This window comes from Streptomyces sp. NPDC028419, from assembly GCF_055565515.1.
On the sequence record NZ_JBVHUE010000006.1, the window covers coordinates 13019 to 27437 of the forward strand.

11 protein-coding genes are annotated in these 14419 nt (G+C 72.3%); 7 read left to right on the plus strand and 4 right to left on the minus strand.

All coding sequences use genetic code 11. The annotated features are described in order from the left end of the window. Positions 1 to 22: 22 nt before the first annotated feature. Positions 23 to 1456, minus strand: a complete 1434-nt coding sequence (locus ACZ4UB_RS09075) for an MFS transporter (RefSeq protein ID WP_468069271.1) — start codon at positions 1454 to 1456, stop codon at positions 23 to 25. 64 nt (positions 1457 to 1520) lie between these two features. Here ACZ4UB_RS09075 and dusB point away from each other — a divergent pair, with 64 nt between their 5' ends. From dusB to ACZ4UB_RS09100, 5 genes are all read left to right on the plus strand, one after another. Then, positions 1521 to 2663 (plus strand): tRNA dihydrouridine synthase DusB, encoded by a 1143-nt coding sequence (gene dusB, locus ACZ4UB_RS09080; protein WP_468069272.1) that lies wholly within the window; start codon positions 1521 to 1523, stop codon positions 2661 to 2663. A gap of 377 nt (positions 2664 to 3040) precedes the next feature. Further along, positions 3041 to 5752 (plus strand): pyruvate, phosphate dikinase, encoded by a 2712-nt coding sequence (gene ppdK / locus ACZ4UB_RS09085; RefSeq protein WP_468069274.1) that lies wholly within the window; start codon positions 3041 to 3043, stop codon positions 5750 to 5752. Positions 5753 to 6216: 464 nt separating this feature from the next. Then, complete coding sequence (locus ACZ4UB_RS09090) at positions 6217 to 7215, plus strand: ArsR/SmtB family transcription factor (protein WP_354380166.1); 999 nt, start codon at positions 6217 to 6219, stop codon at positions 7213 to 7215. Positions 7216 to 7336: 121 nt separating this feature from the next. Next, entirely contained in the window at positions 7337 to 7810 is a 474-nt protein-coding gene (locus ACZ4UB_RS09095) for a group III truncated hemoglobin (RefSeq protein ID WP_468069277.1), read from the plus strand. A gap of 165 nt (positions 7811 to 7975) precedes the next feature. Further along, positions 7976 to 8380 carry a VOC family protein gene (locus ACZ4UB_RS09100; RefSeq protein WP_468069278.1) on the plus strand — a complete coding sequence of 135 codons (405 nt, stop codon included), beginning with the start codon at positions 7976 to 7978 and terminating at the stop codon, positions 8378 to 8380. On the opposite strand, the gene nirD is transcribed toward ACZ4UB_RS09100, so the two are convergent. Genes nirD through ACZ4UB_RS09115 form a run of 3 tightly spaced genes read right to left on the minus strand, consistent with a single transcriptional unit; the run spans position 8377 to position 12517 of the window. Continuing rightward, a complete protein-coding gene (gene nirD, locus ACZ4UB_RS09105; RefSeq protein WP_354380163.1) occupies positions 8377 to 8724 on the minus strand; it encodes a nitrite reductase small subunit NirD in 348 nt (115 codons plus the stop codon). The two genes, ACZ4UB_RS09100 and nirD, sit on opposite strands and share 4 nt — an antisense overlap. Beyond that, a complete protein-coding gene (gene nirB, locus ACZ4UB_RS09110; RefSeq protein ID WP_468069280.1) occupies positions 8721 to 11261 on the minus strand; it encodes a nitrite reductase large subunit NirB in 2541 nt (846 codons plus the stop codon). Before nirB ends, nirD begins: the two co-directional genes overlap by 4 nt. A 2-nt stretch (positions 11262 to 11263) precedes the next feature. Then, on the minus strand, positions 11264 to 12517 hold the full coding sequence (locus ACZ4UB_RS09115; RefSeq protein WP_468069281.1) for an NAD(P)/FAD-dependent oxidoreductase: 1254 nt from the start codon (positions 12515 to 12517) through the stop codon (positions 11264 to 11266). Positions 12518 to 12674: 157 nt separating this feature from the next. Here ACZ4UB_RS09115 and ACZ4UB_RS09120 point away from each other — a divergent pair, with 157 nt between their 5' ends. Together ACZ4UB_RS09120 and ACZ4UB_RS09125 are read left to right on the plus strand one after the other, a co-directional pair. Then, a complete protein-coding gene (locus ACZ4UB_RS09120) occupies positions 12675 to 14063 on the plus strand; it encodes a ferredoxin reductase family protein (protein WP_468069282.1) in 1389 nt (462 codons plus the stop codon). Positions 14064 to 14095: 32 nt separating this feature from the next. Continuing rightward, a complete protein-coding gene (locus ACZ4UB_RS09125; RefSeq protein WP_468069283.1) occupies positions 14096 to 14404 on the plus strand; it encodes a hypothetical protein in 309 nt (102 codons plus the stop codon). Positions 14405 to 14419: the final 15 nt, after the last annotated feature.

The following is a 14419-nucleotide window of genomic DNA, read 5'->3' on the forward strand; positions in this document are numbered from 1 at the left end:
CCGGGGGAGGGTGGCCCCGGGGTCAGGCTGCCTGGACCTTCTCCAGCGTCCGGGAGGTCCGTACGGCCGTGGCCCGGGCCCAGCGGCCGCTGGTCAGCAGGCCCACGACGAGGACGGCCAACCCGCAGGCCGTGATGATCCACCAGGCCGGTCGGGCCGCGTCCGCGAAGGCCGTCGCCGTGTAGGCGTGCCCGCCGAGCCCGGCCGCCAGCACCGCGCCGATGACCGCGACCCCCAACGTGCCGCCGGTCTGCCTGCTGGTGGAGGCCACCGCGGCCGCCACTCCCGCCTGGGCGCGGGGCATCCCGGAGACGGCGGTGTTGGTGATGGGCGCGTTGACCATGCCGAAGCCGAGCCCGAAGAGCACGTACCCGGTGAAGAGCGGCGCGGCCCCGGCCGCGGCGTCGAAGGCGGCGAACAGCAGGCCGCTGGCCCCCATCGACACCCCCGCGACCAGCAGCGGCAGCCGCGGCCCGCGCGAGCCCACCAGCCGTCCCGACAGCGGGGCCATGAGGAAGGTGAGCGTGGCCATGGGCAGCATGTAGAGCCCGGCGTGCAGCGCGCTCAGCCCGCGCACCTCCTGGAGGTACAGGGTGTTGAGGAAGAGGAAGCCGGACAGTGCGGCGAAGGCGCTGACCGCGATCACGGTGGCCCCGCTGAAGGGCGCGCTCCGGAAGAACCGGGGGTCGATCAGCGGGTCGGCCCGCCGGGGTTCGTAGACGAGCAGGCCGACCAGCGAGGCGACGGCCAGCGCCGCGCAGCCCAGGGTCAGCGGGGAGGCCCAGCCGGCGGCCGGCGCCTCGATGATCCCGTAGGTCAAGGAGCCCAGCAGGGTCATGACGAGCAGCTGGCCCACCGGGTCCGGGCGGCGCGGCCGCTCCGCGCGGGACTCGGGGACGTAGCGCAGGGTCAGGAGCAGGGCGAGGAGGCCGACGGGGAGGTTGACCCAGAAGATCGACCGCCACCCGACGGAGTCGACGAGCAGCCCGCCGATCAGCGGGCCCGCGGCCATGGAGATGCCGACGACCCCGCCCCAGACGCCGATGGCGCGGGCGCGTTCCTTCGGGTCGGTGAAGGTGTTGGTGATGATCGACATCGCGACCGGGTTGAGCATCGAGCCGCCGACGGCCTGGATCATCCGGAAGACGACCAGCCATTCCAGGCTGGGGGCCAGCGAGCACAGCAGCGATCCGGCGGCGAAGAGCACGAGTCCGGCGGTGAAGACCTTGCGGCGGCCGATCCGGTCGCCCGTGGAGCCGGCGAGCATCAGCAGCGAGGCCAGGACCAGCGTGTACGCGTCGATCGTCCACTGCATCCCGGAGACCGAGGCGTCCAGTTCGCGGCGCATGGATGGCAGCGCGACGTTCAACACGGTGTTGTCGAGGCTGACGATCAGCAGGCTCATGCAGCAGATGGCCAGGATCAGGATGCGGCGCCCGGGGCTCACGTCGTGCATGATGCCGATAGTACGCCTAACTAAACAAATGAGGTGCGTGGCGCGGCTGGGCGACAATGGGGGCATGACCACGCTCCCCCCGCCCCTCGCGATCGGCCCGCACACCGTGCAGCCCCCGGTGGTGCTCGCGCCGATGGCCGGGATCACCAATGCCCCGTTCCGCACCCTCTGCCGCGAGTTCTCGGGCGGCAAGGGGCTCTTCGTGAGCGAGATGATCACGACGCGCGCGCTGGTCGAGCGCAACGAGAAGACCATGCAGCTGATCCACTTCGACGAGAGCGAGAGGCCCCGCTCGATACAGCTGTACGGCGTCGACCCGGTCACGGTCGGCAAGGCGGTCCGCATGATCGTGGAAGAGGACCGGGCCGACCACATCGACCTGAACTTCGGCTGCCCGGTCCCCAAGGTGACCCGCAAGGGCGGCGGCTCGGCCCTGCCCTACAAGCGGAACCTGCTGCGCGCGATCCTGCGCGAGGCGGTCGCGGGCGCCGGCGATCTGCCGGTGACGATGAAGATGCGCAAGGGCATCAACGACGACCACCTCACCTACCTCGACGCGGGCCGGATCGCCGTCGAGGAGGGCGTCACCGCCATCGCGCTGCACGGGCGCACCACCGCCCAGCACTACGGCGGCACCGCCGACTGGGAGGCCATCGCGCGGCTCAAGGAGCACGTGCCGGAGATCCCGGTGCTCGGCAACGGCGACATCTGGTGTGCCGAGGACGCGCTGCGCATGGTCCGCGAGACGGGCTGTGACGGCGTGGTGGTCGGACGCGGCTGCCTGGGGCGGCCGTGGCTGTTCAACGACCTCGTGGCGGCCTTCGAGGGCCGTCCCGAGGACTTCCACAAGCCGACGCTGCGCGAGGTCGCGGCGACCATGCACCGCCACGCGCAGCTGCTGGGGGAGTGGATCGGCGACGAGGCGCGCGGGGTGATCGACTTCCGTAAGCACGTGGCCTGGTACACCAAGGGCTTCTCGGTGGGCTCCGAGATGCGGCAGAAGCTCGCCGTCACCTCCTCCCTGGCCGAGCTGGACGCTCATCTGAGCGAGCTCGACCTGGACCAGCCGTGGCCGGACAGCGCGGACGGTCCGCGCGGCCGGACGTCCGGAAACAACCGAGTTGTCCTCCCCGAAGGCTGGCTCAAGGATCCCTACGACTGTGCCGGGGTCAGTGAGGACGCCGAGCTGGACACGTCCGGCGGCTGAGAAAAGGGCTTCCGGCACCCCCTCGGGCGGCGTGAGATACGCCACGCATGGGTGGGGTTGCGCTCAGATGAGCGCCCATTTCGCGGCTATGACTTCCAAAGGGTGGCACTGGGTGCCACCCTTTGTGCGTTCAAGACTTGAACGCAAATGTATCGATGATCGCTCATCCGAGCGCAAGCAAGCCGAAGCGAGCACTTCTCGCTTCGGGATGTGAAGGCTCTGGGGGTGCTCCAGCTACCCGCGAGTTACTTTCGATCTCCTGGCGCACGGGTGGTTACGGCCATGTGACCGCCAAGTGGACGTACCCATAAGCCTTCGATCTGGGTATGTTCCTGGCCGTCAGGGCAGCCACCCGAGTCCTCGAGGAGTCGAGACCCGTGTCGGAAAACAAAGATCAGAAGTTCGTTTACGACTTCACCGAGGGCAACCGGGACCTCAAGGACCTTCTCGGCGGCAAGGGGGCCAACCTCGCCGAGATGACGAACCTGGGCCTCCCCGTCCCGCCCGGCTTCACCATCACCACCGAGGCGTGCAAGGTCTACCTGGAGAGCGGCGACGCCCCGGTGGAGCTGCGCGACGAGGTGAGCGCCCACCTGGTCGCCCTCGAGGCGAAGATGGGCAAGAAGCTCGGTCAGTCGGACGACCCGCTGCTGGTCTCCGTGCGCTCCGGCGCGAAGTTCTCCATGCCCGGCATGATGGACACGGTCCTCAACATCGGCCTGTCCGACGAGTCGGTCAAGGGCCTCGCCGCGCAGGCGGGCAACGACCGCTTCGCCTGGGACTCGTACCGCCGTCTGATCCAGATGTTCGGCAAGACGGTCCTCGGTGTCGAGGGCGAGCTCTTCGAGGACGCGCTCGACGAGGCCAAGGCCGCCAAGAAGGTCACCGTCGACACCGACCTGGACGCCGCCGACCTGCAGAAGGTCGTCGCGCGCTTCAAGGAGATCGTCGCGCAGGAGGCCGGCCGGGAGTTCCCGCAGGACGCCCGCGCGCAGATGGACCTCGCCGTCGAGGCGGTCTTCAACTCCTGGAACACCGACCGCGCCAAGCTCTACCGCCGCCAGGAGCGCATCCCGAGCGACCTGGGCACCGCGGTCAACATCTGCTCCATGGTCTTCGGCAACCTCGGCCCCGACTCGGGCACCGGCGTCGCCTTCACCCGTGACCCCGCCAGCGGCCACCAGGGCGTCTACGGCGACTACCTGCAGAACGCGCAGGGCGAGGACGTCGTCGCGGGCATCCGCAACACGGTCCCGCTCGCCGACCTGGAGTCGATCGACAAGGCGTCGTACGACCAGCTCATGCAGATCATGGAGACCCTCGAAACGCACTACAAGGACCTGTGCGACATCGAGTTCACCATCGAGCGCGGCCAGCTGTGGATGCTCCAGACCCGCGTCGGCAAGCGCACCGCGGGCGCGGCCTTCCGCATCGCCACCCAGCTCGTCGACCAGGGCCTGATCGACGAGGCCGAGGCCCTCCAGCGGGTCAACGGCGCCCAGCTCGCGCAGCTGATGTTCCCGCGCTTCGACGAGGCGGCCGCCTCGCAGCTGATCGGGCGCGGCATCGCCGCCTCCCCGGGCGCGGCCGTCGGCAAGGCCGTCTTCGACTCCTACACGGCCGTCAAGTGGTCCCGCTCCGGCGAGAAGGTCATCCTGATCCGCCGCGAGACCAACCCGGACGACCTGGACGGCATGATCGCCGCCGAGGGCATCCTCACCTCGCGCGGCGGCAAGACCTCGCACGCGGCCGTCGTCGCCCGCGGCATGGGCAAGACCTGCGTCTGCGGGGCCGAGGAGCTGGAGGTCGACACCAAGCGCCGCCGGATGACCACCGCCTCCGGCGTGGTCGTCGAGGAGGGCGACGTCGTCTCCGTCGACGGCTCCACCGGCAAGGTGTACCTGGGTGAGGTACCCGTCGTACCGTCGCCGGTCGTCGAGTACTTCGAGGGCCGGATGCACGCCGGTGCCGACGACGCCGACGAGCTCGTCTCCGCCGTGCACCGGATCATGGCCTACGCGGACCGCGTCCGCCGGCTGCGGGTCCGGGCGAACGCCGACAACGCCGAGGACGCGCTGCGCGCCCGCCGCTTCGGCGCCCAGGGCATCGGCCTGTGCCGCACCGAGCACATGTTCCTCGGTGAGCGCCGCGAGCTGGTCGAGCACCTGATCCTCGCGGACACCGACAAGGAGCGGGAGGCGGCACTGAGTGCCCTCCTGCCGCTCCAGAAGAAGGACTTCGTCGAGCTGTTCGAGGCGATGGACGGGCTCCCCGTCACCGTCCGCCTGCTCGACCCGCCGCTGCACGAGTTCCTGCCCGACATCACCGAGCTGTCGGTGCGCGTCGCCCTCGCCGAGTCCCGCAAGGACCACAACGAGAACGACCTGCGCCTGCTCCAGGCCGTGCACAAGCTGCACGAGCAGAACCCGATGCTGGGTCTGCGCGGTGTCCGCCTCGGCCTGGTCATCCCCGGCCTGTTCGCCATGCAGGTCCGCGCCATCGCCGAGGCCGCGGCCGAGCGCAAGAACGCCAAGGGCGACCCGCGGGCCGAGATCATGGTCCCGCTGGTGGGCACGGTCCAGGAGCTGGAGATCGTCCGCGAGGAGGCCGACCAGGTCATCGCCGAGGTGGAGGCCGCCACCGGCACCAGCCTCAAGCTGACCATCGGCACGATGATCGAGCTGCCGCGCGCCGCGCTGACCGCCGGTCAGATCGCCGAGGCCGCGCAGTTCTTCTCCTTCGGCACGAACGACCTGACCCAGACGGTGTGGGGCTTCTCCCGCGACGACGTCGAGGCCAGCTTCTTCACCGCGTACCTGGAGAAGGGCATCTTCGGGGTCTCCCCCTTCGAGACCATCGACAAGGACGGCGTCGGCGCGCTGGTCCGCAGCGCCGTGCAGGCGGGCCGGGCGACCCGCCCCGACCTCAAGCTCGGCGTCTGCGGCGAGCACGGCGGCGACCCCGAGTCGGTGCACTTCTTCCACGAGGTCGGCCTCGACTACGTCTCCTGCTCGCCCTTCCGGATCCCGGTGGCGCGCCTGGAGGCGGGCCGTGCCGCCGCCGAGTCGAAGGGCAGCGACAGCCGCTGACCCCCTACGGCGTGGCCGCCGCTCCGCACGCTCCGCGCGTGCGGTGTCCGCCTCCCACGCCCCTCAGACCGCGCCTGCCCCGGGTTCCCTGACACCCTGGGGTGGGCGCGCCTGCGTTGTGAACAAGTGCGGCGTGAAGAGCGCGGTGTGAAGAAGCACATTGTTCAACAACTCTTTACGTCAGCAGGCGGTGGACGGATCCCCACCCGTCCACCGCCTGCTGACAATCTGCCGGGCACGTCGGCGCTTCCCGGTGCGACCGACCGCCAGGCCCCGCAAAGCCCCCCACGGCCTTCGCGGAGCGTTTCGGTCGCGCCGGAGTGTGCCCGGCGGAGTACAGGATTTCGGTTGTCACACCCCCGCCGAAAGGGGTTTCAACTGTGGCCGAAAGGCTGTGGTGACGTCGTGTGACGGCATGCATACTCATGAGGCGGGGGGATTGCGGTTGCACAGGTGGGGGTTCGGTGCTTCGTATCCATTTCACTGGAGTGGACCTGGCACGCGTACGGATGGCAGGGCGTCCCGATGCGTTGTGGGAAACGATTCTCAGTTTTCACCGTTTAAGGGACCGGCGTGATGTCCGGTTGTTCGGTGAATGGCGTACTACAACGCGGAGCAGGTTGAATAGTGAAACACGTTTGCTCGGCGCGCTCATACCGAGTCGCGGCTATTTCCCCGATTTCCTGACCCCTGTCGAAGGACAGTACGGATGGGACACGGGGCTCGACGCGCTGCGCGGGATCAGGCCCGAGCGGATGCGTCGGGAGCTGCTCGTGCTGGGGCAGGGGGCGCCGCCCTCGCCGCGGTTACGGGACTTCGTCGACGACGGTCCCCGGTACCTGCCGCGGCTCATGGACGAGCTGCGCGGGTACCACCGGGCGGCCGTGGAGCCGCACTGGACGCACATCCAGGCGCAGATCGAGGCCGAGCGGGCCGCCAGGGGCCGCGCGCTGCTGGACGGCGGCGCGGACGAGCTGCTGGCCTCGCTGCCGCCGATGCTGCGGTGGCGGGCGCCGGTGCTGGAGTGCGACTACCCGGTGGACCGGGACGTCCGGCTGCGCGGGCGAGGACTGCTGCTCCAGCCGTCCTTCTTCTGCCGGCGCACGGCGGTGACGCTCCACGACCCGGAGCTGCCGCCCGTACTGGTCTACCCGGCCGCGGCGCAGCTCGCCTCGGCCCAGACCGGCGGCGAGGCGGCCCGGCCCGTGGAGGAGCAGCGCCAGCGGACCCTGGGCAAGCTGGTCGGGCACACCCGCTCGGTGGTCCTGCGGGCCATCGGGGACGGCGCGACGACCAGCGAGCTGGCCCGCCGGGCCGGGGTCTCCCTGGCCTCGGCCAGCCAGCACGCCTGCGTGATGCGGGAGGCGGGCCTGGTGACGACCCTGCGCCGGGGCAGCGCGGTGCTGCACACCGTGACCCCGCTGGGCGCGGCCCTGCTGAAGGGCGGCGCGGTGGCCTCGTGAACGGCCCCCGGGAGCCCCGCGGGGCTCCCGGGGGCCCCGGGAGGCGTTCGGGGGCCGCTCGTCGGCGAGCGCGGGACCTTGGGCCCTGGGGCGCCGGGGAGCGGCGCAGGAGGGTGGAAGCATGGACTCCTCCCCTGTCGAAGGCACCGTCGTCGAAGCCGACATCCAGGGGCGCGCCGACCTCGACGTCGTGCTGCGCCGCTTCTACCGGGCGGCCTTCGCCGATCCGGCCATCGGGCCGTTCTTCACCGAGGTCGCGGGCACCGACCTGGACACGCACCTGCCCCGGATCACCGACTTCTGGGAGCGTGCCCTCTTCCGCAGCGCCGACTACCGCCGCAACGCCTTCGCCCCGCACGCCGCGCTGCACTCCGCGCGGGCGATGACCGCCGCCGACTTCGGGCGCTGGGTGCAGCTGTGGCGCGCCACCATCGACGGACTGCACCGCGGGCCGAACGCCGAGCGGGCCAAGGCGCAGGGCGAACGGATCGCGCTCACCCTGCACAAGCGGCTGGCCGGGGCGGACGGGACGCGCGACGGCGACGGCACCGGTTTCATTGCGCTGGCCGCCCTGGAGCTGCGCGCCGGAGCGTGAGAACGCCCTCGCGGAAGGCCGGTGAAAAAAGTCTTCCCCGCGGCGATGAGTTTCCGACGGGGCCGCGGTCTACCCCTCGTAAGCACCGGACGCCACCGGACGCCGCCGGCGCTCCGGACGGCGCCGGAACACCGGACCGCACCGCGCGAGAGAAGCGAGCCCCAGATGTCAACGATGATTTTCGTCAATCTGCCGGTCAAGGACCTGGACGCGAGCAAGGCGTTCTGGACGAAGCTCGGCTACGGCTTCAACGCCCAGTTCAGCGACGAGAACGGCGCCTCCATGGTCATCAGCGACACCATCGTCGCGATGCTCCTGACCGAGGCCCGCTTCAAGGACTTCACGCACAAGGCCATCGCGGACACGGCCGCCACCACCGAGGTGCTGCTGTGTCTGAGCGCCGAGAGCCGGGCCGCCGTGGACGAGCTGGTCGACGGGGCCGTCGGGGCGGGTGCCACCGAGCCCCGCGCGGCCCAGGACCACGGCTTCATGTACGGCAGGGCCTTCGAGGACCTCGACGGCCACACCTGGGAGATCATGTGGATGGACCCGGCCGCCGTCCAGGCCTAGGCCGCCGGCACGGGTGAGGTCGCGGCGGTCCGTACGGGGTACGTCCGGACCGCCACCTCCTCGTCGTCCAGGCACTGCCCGGTCGCCAGGTCGAAGCGCTGCTTGAGCAGCGGCGACGCCACGAACGGCCGGCCCTCCACACAGCCCACCAGCCCGCGCGAGAGCACCTGCGCCCCGGTGAAGGGGTCCTGGTTGCCGATCGCGTACGTACGCCCCGCGCGGTCGACGAACACCGCGGCCTGCGTTCCGTCCGGCAGCAGGGCCGCGACCCCGCGCCCCGGAGTGAGCTCCGTGTACTCGCACACCGTCAGCCAGCCTTGCGGAACCTGCAGTTCTACGGTCATCGGGTCCCTCCCAGGGGTTCCAGGGTCAAGAAGGTCAGGTCGGGCTTGACCTGGTCGCGTTCCGCGACGAACTTCACGGTCGGGTCGGGGGCGCCGGGCGCGTTGACGAAGGAGACGAACCGGCGCAGCCGCTCGGGGTCCTGCAGCGTCTCGGCCCACTCGTCCCGGTAGTGCGCCACGTGGTCGGCCATCAGGGACTCCAGCTCCCCGCACAGCCCGAGCGAGTCGTGGACGATCACGTCCCGCAGGTGCTCCAGGCCGCCCTCCAGCCGCTCCAGCCAGGCCGAGGTGCGCTCCAGCCGGTCGGCGGTGCGGATGTAGAACATCAGGAACCGGTCGATCAAGCGGACCAGTTCGGCGTCCGACAGGTCCTGGGCCAGCAGGTCGGCGTGGCGCGGGGTGGCCCCGCCGTTGCCGCCGACGTACAGGTTCCAACCGCTCGCGGTGGCGATCACCCCGAAGTCCTTGCTCTGCGCCTCCGCGCACTCGCGGGCGCAGCCGGACACCGCCGACTTCAGCTTGTGCGGGGCGCGCAGGCCGCGGTAGCGCAGCTCCAGGTCGATGGCCATGCGCACGCTGTCCTGGACGCCGTAGCGGCACCAGGTCTGCCCCACGCAGGACTTCACGGTGCGCAGCGCCTTGCCGTAGGCGTGCCCGGACTCGAAGCCGGCCTCGACCAGGCGGGCCCAGATGTGCGGGAGCTGGTCGACCCGGGCGCCGAAGAGGTCGATGCGCTGCCCCCCGGTGATCTTCGTGTAGAGGCCGAAGTCGCGGGCGACCTCGCCGATCACGATCAGCTTGTCGGGGGTGACCTCGCCGCCGGGGATGCGCGGGACGACCGAGTACGAGCCGTTGCGCTGGAGGTTCGCGAGGAAGTGGTCGTTGGTGTCCTGCAGCGCGGCCTGTTCCCCGGCCAGTACGTAGCCGGGCGCGCCCACGGTCGGGGCGAGCGAGGCGATGATCGATCCGACGGTCGGCTTGCAGACCTCGCAGCCGTTGCCGCCGCGCGCCGCCTCCCTACCGTGGCTGTCGAGGAGGCCGTCGTACGAGGTCACGCGCAGGGTGCGGACGATCTCGTACAGCTCGGCGCGGGTGTAGGGGAAGCAGGCGCAGAGCCCCTGCTCGGCGGCGGGCGGCAGCAGCTGGCCGATCACCTTGACGCAACTGCCGCAGCCGGTGCCCGCCTTGGTGCACTTCTTGACCTCGGGCAGGGTGGCGCAGGCGGTGATGGCCTTCTTCGTGACGTTGTGGCAGGAGCAGATGACCGCGTGGTCGGGCAGCGAGGCGGGGCCGAGCTGGACGGCGGCGCCGACCCCGGCGGGCAGGACGAGCTGTTCGGGCGCGGCGGGCGGCACGCTGCCGGTGAGCGGCCGCAGCAGCCCGTAGGAGTCGGCGTCACCGACGAGGACCCCGCCGAGCAGCACCCCGTCGGGGGAGACGACGAGCTTCTTGTAGATCCCCGAGCGGGAGTCGGAGTACACGACGTCGAGGCAGTCGGGGGTGGCGCCGTGGGCGTCGCCGAAGGAGGCCACGTCCACGCCGAGCAGCTTGAGCTTGGTGGAGAGGTCGGCGCCGGTGAACCGCTTGTCGCGGCCCAGCAGGTCCTCCGCTGCCGTCTCCGCCATCTCGTAGCCGGGCGCGACCAGGCCGTAGACCCGGCCGTCGGTGGCCAGGGCGCACTCGCCGATCGCGTAGACGTGGGGGTCGGAGGTGCGGCAGTGGGCGTCGACGGCGATGCCGCCGCGTTCGCCGACGTCCAGGCCGGCCGCGCGGGCGAGCTGGTCGCGGGGGCGGACCCCGGCGGAGAAGACGACGAGTTCGGTCTCGACCGAGGAGCCGTCGGAGAGCGCCATGCCGCTGACGGAGCCGTCCGCCGCGGTGAGCACCTCCTGGGTGCCGACGCCGGTGTGCACGGTCAGGCCCATCGACTCGATGGTCCGCAGCAGGGCCGCGCCGCCGCCGTCGTCGATCTGCGCGGGCATCAGCCGGGGCGCGAACTCGACGATCCGGGTGGCCAGGCCGAGTCCCTGGAGCGCGCCGGCCGCCTCCAGGCCCAGCAGGCCGCCGCCGATGACCGCGCCGCTGGTCCGCCCCTTCGCGTACGCCTCGATCGCGAGGAGGTCCTCGATGGTGCGGTAGACGAAGCAGCCGGGGGCGTCCTTGCCGGGGACGGGAGGTACGAAGGGGTAGCTGCCGGTCGCCAGGACCAGCACGTCGTAGCGGAAGACCTGCCCGGAGCGGGAGGTGACGGTGCGCGCCTCCCGGTCGATGTGCTCCGCCGGGTCGTCGAGGTGCAGCTCGATCCCGTGGGAGGCCATGAACCCCTCGGGGGTCAGCGACAGGTCCTCGGCGGAGCTGCCGGAGAAGTACGAGGTGAGGTGGACGCGGTCGTAGGCGGGGCGCGGCTCCTCGCAGAGCACGGTGATCCGGTGGGTGGCGGTGGCGCCGCGCTCGGCGAGCGCTTCGAGGTAGCGCTGGCCGACCATCCCGTGCCCGATGAGCACGACCTGGGGGGTGGGCGTCGTGGATGCGGCCATGTTCAGGAGCCTCCGTCGTCGGTGAGCAGGTGGGAGAGGTCGTCGTGCGCGCGCAGGGGCTCGTCGCCCTCCCAGCTGCGGGCGAGGGCGCCCACGGTGGAGAGTTCGCCGAGCAGGACCCCGCCGACCAGCCGGTCGCCGCGGACGACGACCTTGCGGTAGGTGCGCCGGGTGGCGTCCGAGAGGCGGATCACGTCGTCCCCGGGCCGCGCGGTGGTCTCGCCGAAGGCGGCGAGGTCCAGGGGGCGCGGGCCGCGGGAGAGGGTGAGCCGGGTGAGGGCGCGGGTGCCGCTGTAGCGCGGCGGCCCGGATCCGGCCGGGGCCGCGCCGGTGAGGTGGGCGGCGAGGGCGTCGGCCTGCTCCAGTGCGGGGCCGGCCAGGCCGTACACGCGGCCCGCGTGCTCGGCGCAGTCGCCGATGGCGTGGATCCGCGGATCGCTCGTGCGCAGCGCGTCGTCGACCACGACGCCCTTGCGCACGTCGAGTCCCGCCGCCCGGGCCAGGCCGGTGCGGGGGCGCACCCCGCAGGCCAGGACGACGAGGTCGGCGTCGAGGTGGAGGCCGACCGCGAGCTCGACGCCCGTGACCCGGCGACCGGCGCCGTCCGCGCGGGTGGTGAGGCCGCGCACCCGGCACTCGGTGTGGATCTCGACGCCGAGTTCGCCGAGGTGGCTGTGGAGCAGGGCCGAGGCGTCCTCGTCGAGCTGGCGCTCCATCAGCCGGGTGCCCTGCTGCGCCAGCACCACCCGTACCCCGCGTTCGGCGAGGGCGCGGGCGGCGGAGACCCCGAGCAGCCCCCCTCCGATGACCACGGCGTTCATGTCGAGGCGGGCGGTGACGGCGCGGTCCAGGGCCAGGCAGTCGTCCATGGTGCGAAAGGCGTGCACCCCGTCCGGGAGGTCCCGGCCGTCGGGCTCGAACAGCCCGCGCAGGGGCGGCAGCACCGGGTTGGATCCGGTGGCCAGGACCAGGGCGTCGTACGGGTGGGTGCTGCCGTCGTCGCAGCGCACCCGCCGCTCGGCCCGGTCGACGCGCACCGCCCGCACGCCCCGGCGCAACGCGGGGCCGGGGGCGGGGAGGGCGGTCACCTCCGGCGCGTAGCGGCCCGCGAGGACCTCGGCGAGCAGGACCCGGTTGTAGGGGAGGTGCGTCTCCTCGCCGAGGACGGTCACCGTCGCGTCCGCGCCGAGCCGGCCCGCGAGCCGCAGGCCCGCGAGGCCGCCACCGATCACCACCACGTGCTGTTGCGAGGTCATGGCGTCAGCCTGCGCGCCCGCTGTTTCCCGGCCGCATCGCCTCTGTTACCCGTACGGAACACGCGTCTCAGCACCCGGGTTAAGGGGCCGTGAGGCGTTCCTCAAGGCCGCCTTAAGGATCATCCGGAGGGGGCCGCGGCCGCCTAGCGTGGGCCGCATGCGAGATGTGGCGGGGCGGGGCACGGCGGTGGACGCGCGGGTGCGCGGCGGGTGGGGGGCGGTCCTCGGGGCGGTCGCGGTGCCGGGTGCGGGTGCGGTGACGGCGGTGCGGGTCCGGGGTGCGATGGGCGTCGGGGCCGCGCTGGTCGTCCTGCTCTGGGCGGTGCAGGTGCACCCCTCGGCCCGGCTGGACGCGCTCTTCGCCACCGCCGCGCACCTCACCGGGCTGCTCGCCGGGTACGGGATCCTCGTCATGCTCTTCCTGATGGCCCGGGTGCCCGCCGTCGAGCACGGGGTGGGCGCCGACCGGCTGGCCCGCTGGCACGCCCTCGGCGGCCGCCACGTCCTGCTGCTCTGCTTCGGCCACGCCCTCTTCGCGCTCCTCGGGTACGCCGTCCACGGCGGCCTCGACGTCCTGACCGCGGCCCGGGACCTGCTGGGCTACCCGGCGCTCGCCGCCGCCACCGCCGGGACCGGGCTGCTGGTCTGCGTGGGGGTGACCTCCGCCCGGGCGGTACGCCGCCGGGTCTCGCACGAAACCTGGCGCGGGGTGCACCTGTTGGTCTACCTCGCCGCCGCGCTCGCCTTCGTCCACCAGCTCGCGGGCCCGGACCTGCGCCCCGTCGCCTGGTTCTGGGCGCTGGCGCACACCGTGGTCGCGGTGCTGCTGCTCTGGTACCGGGGCGTGGTGCCCGTGCGCCAGGCCCTGCGGCACGCGCTGCGGGTCCTGGAGGTGCGCGATGAGGGGCCCGGGGTGGTGTCCGTGGTCATGTACGGCGCGCACCTCGCCGAACTGCGGGCCGAGCCGGGTCAGTTCCTGCGCTGGCGGTTCCTCCGGCGCAGGCTCTGGTACACCGCCCTGCCGTTCTCCCTCTCCGCCCCCGTCCGGGGCAACACCCTGCGGATCACGGTGAAGGCGCTGGGCGGCCACAGCCGCCGGATCCGCAGGCTGCGCCCCGGCACCCGGGTGCTCGCCACCGGCCCCTTCGGCGCGCTCACCGCGGCCCGCCGGACCCGGCCGCAGGTGCTGCTCATCGCGGGCGGGGTCGGGATCACCCCGATGCGGGCGCTGTTCGAGACGCTGCCCGGCGAGCCGGGGGACATCACCCTGCTCTACCGGGCGCGGGCCGAGGAGCACCTCGTCCTGTGGTCGGAGCTGGAGGCCATCGCCGCCGGGCGCGGGGCCCGGCTGCACTACCTGCTCGGGCCCTCGGACGCGGCCTATGATCCGCTGGCCCCGCGGGCGCTGACCGAGCTGGTGCCCGACCTGGTCGAGCACGACGTCTACCTGTGCGGGCCGCCGGGGATGGCCGGGGCGACGCGGGCCGCGCTGCTGCGGGCCGGGGTGCCGGACGGACGTATCCATTCCGAATGCTTCAGCTCCTGATGCCCCTGATGCCCCCGAGAGGCGACCGCTCCATGCGTCACCCGCTGCACGTTGCCCTGTCCGTCGGAGCGGCGGAGGCGGTCGACCCGGTGTCCGCCGCGCCGCCCGTACGGCCGGTCCCCGCGGCCCGCGCCCGGCACCGCAAGCCGCCGGTGCGCCCCGCGCTGCTGGGGGCGCTGGCCTGCGTACCGGCCGGGCGCCGGGTCGCCGCGGGGCTCGGGCTGGCCAGCGTGCTCGCGGCGACGATGCTGACCGCAACGGTGGAACCGTCCGCTCCGGTGGCCCCGGACCGGATTCCCGCAGGTCCAAGCTCAAACCTTGCGCAAGTTTCCCGGGATTGATGGCCCTTGCACCCA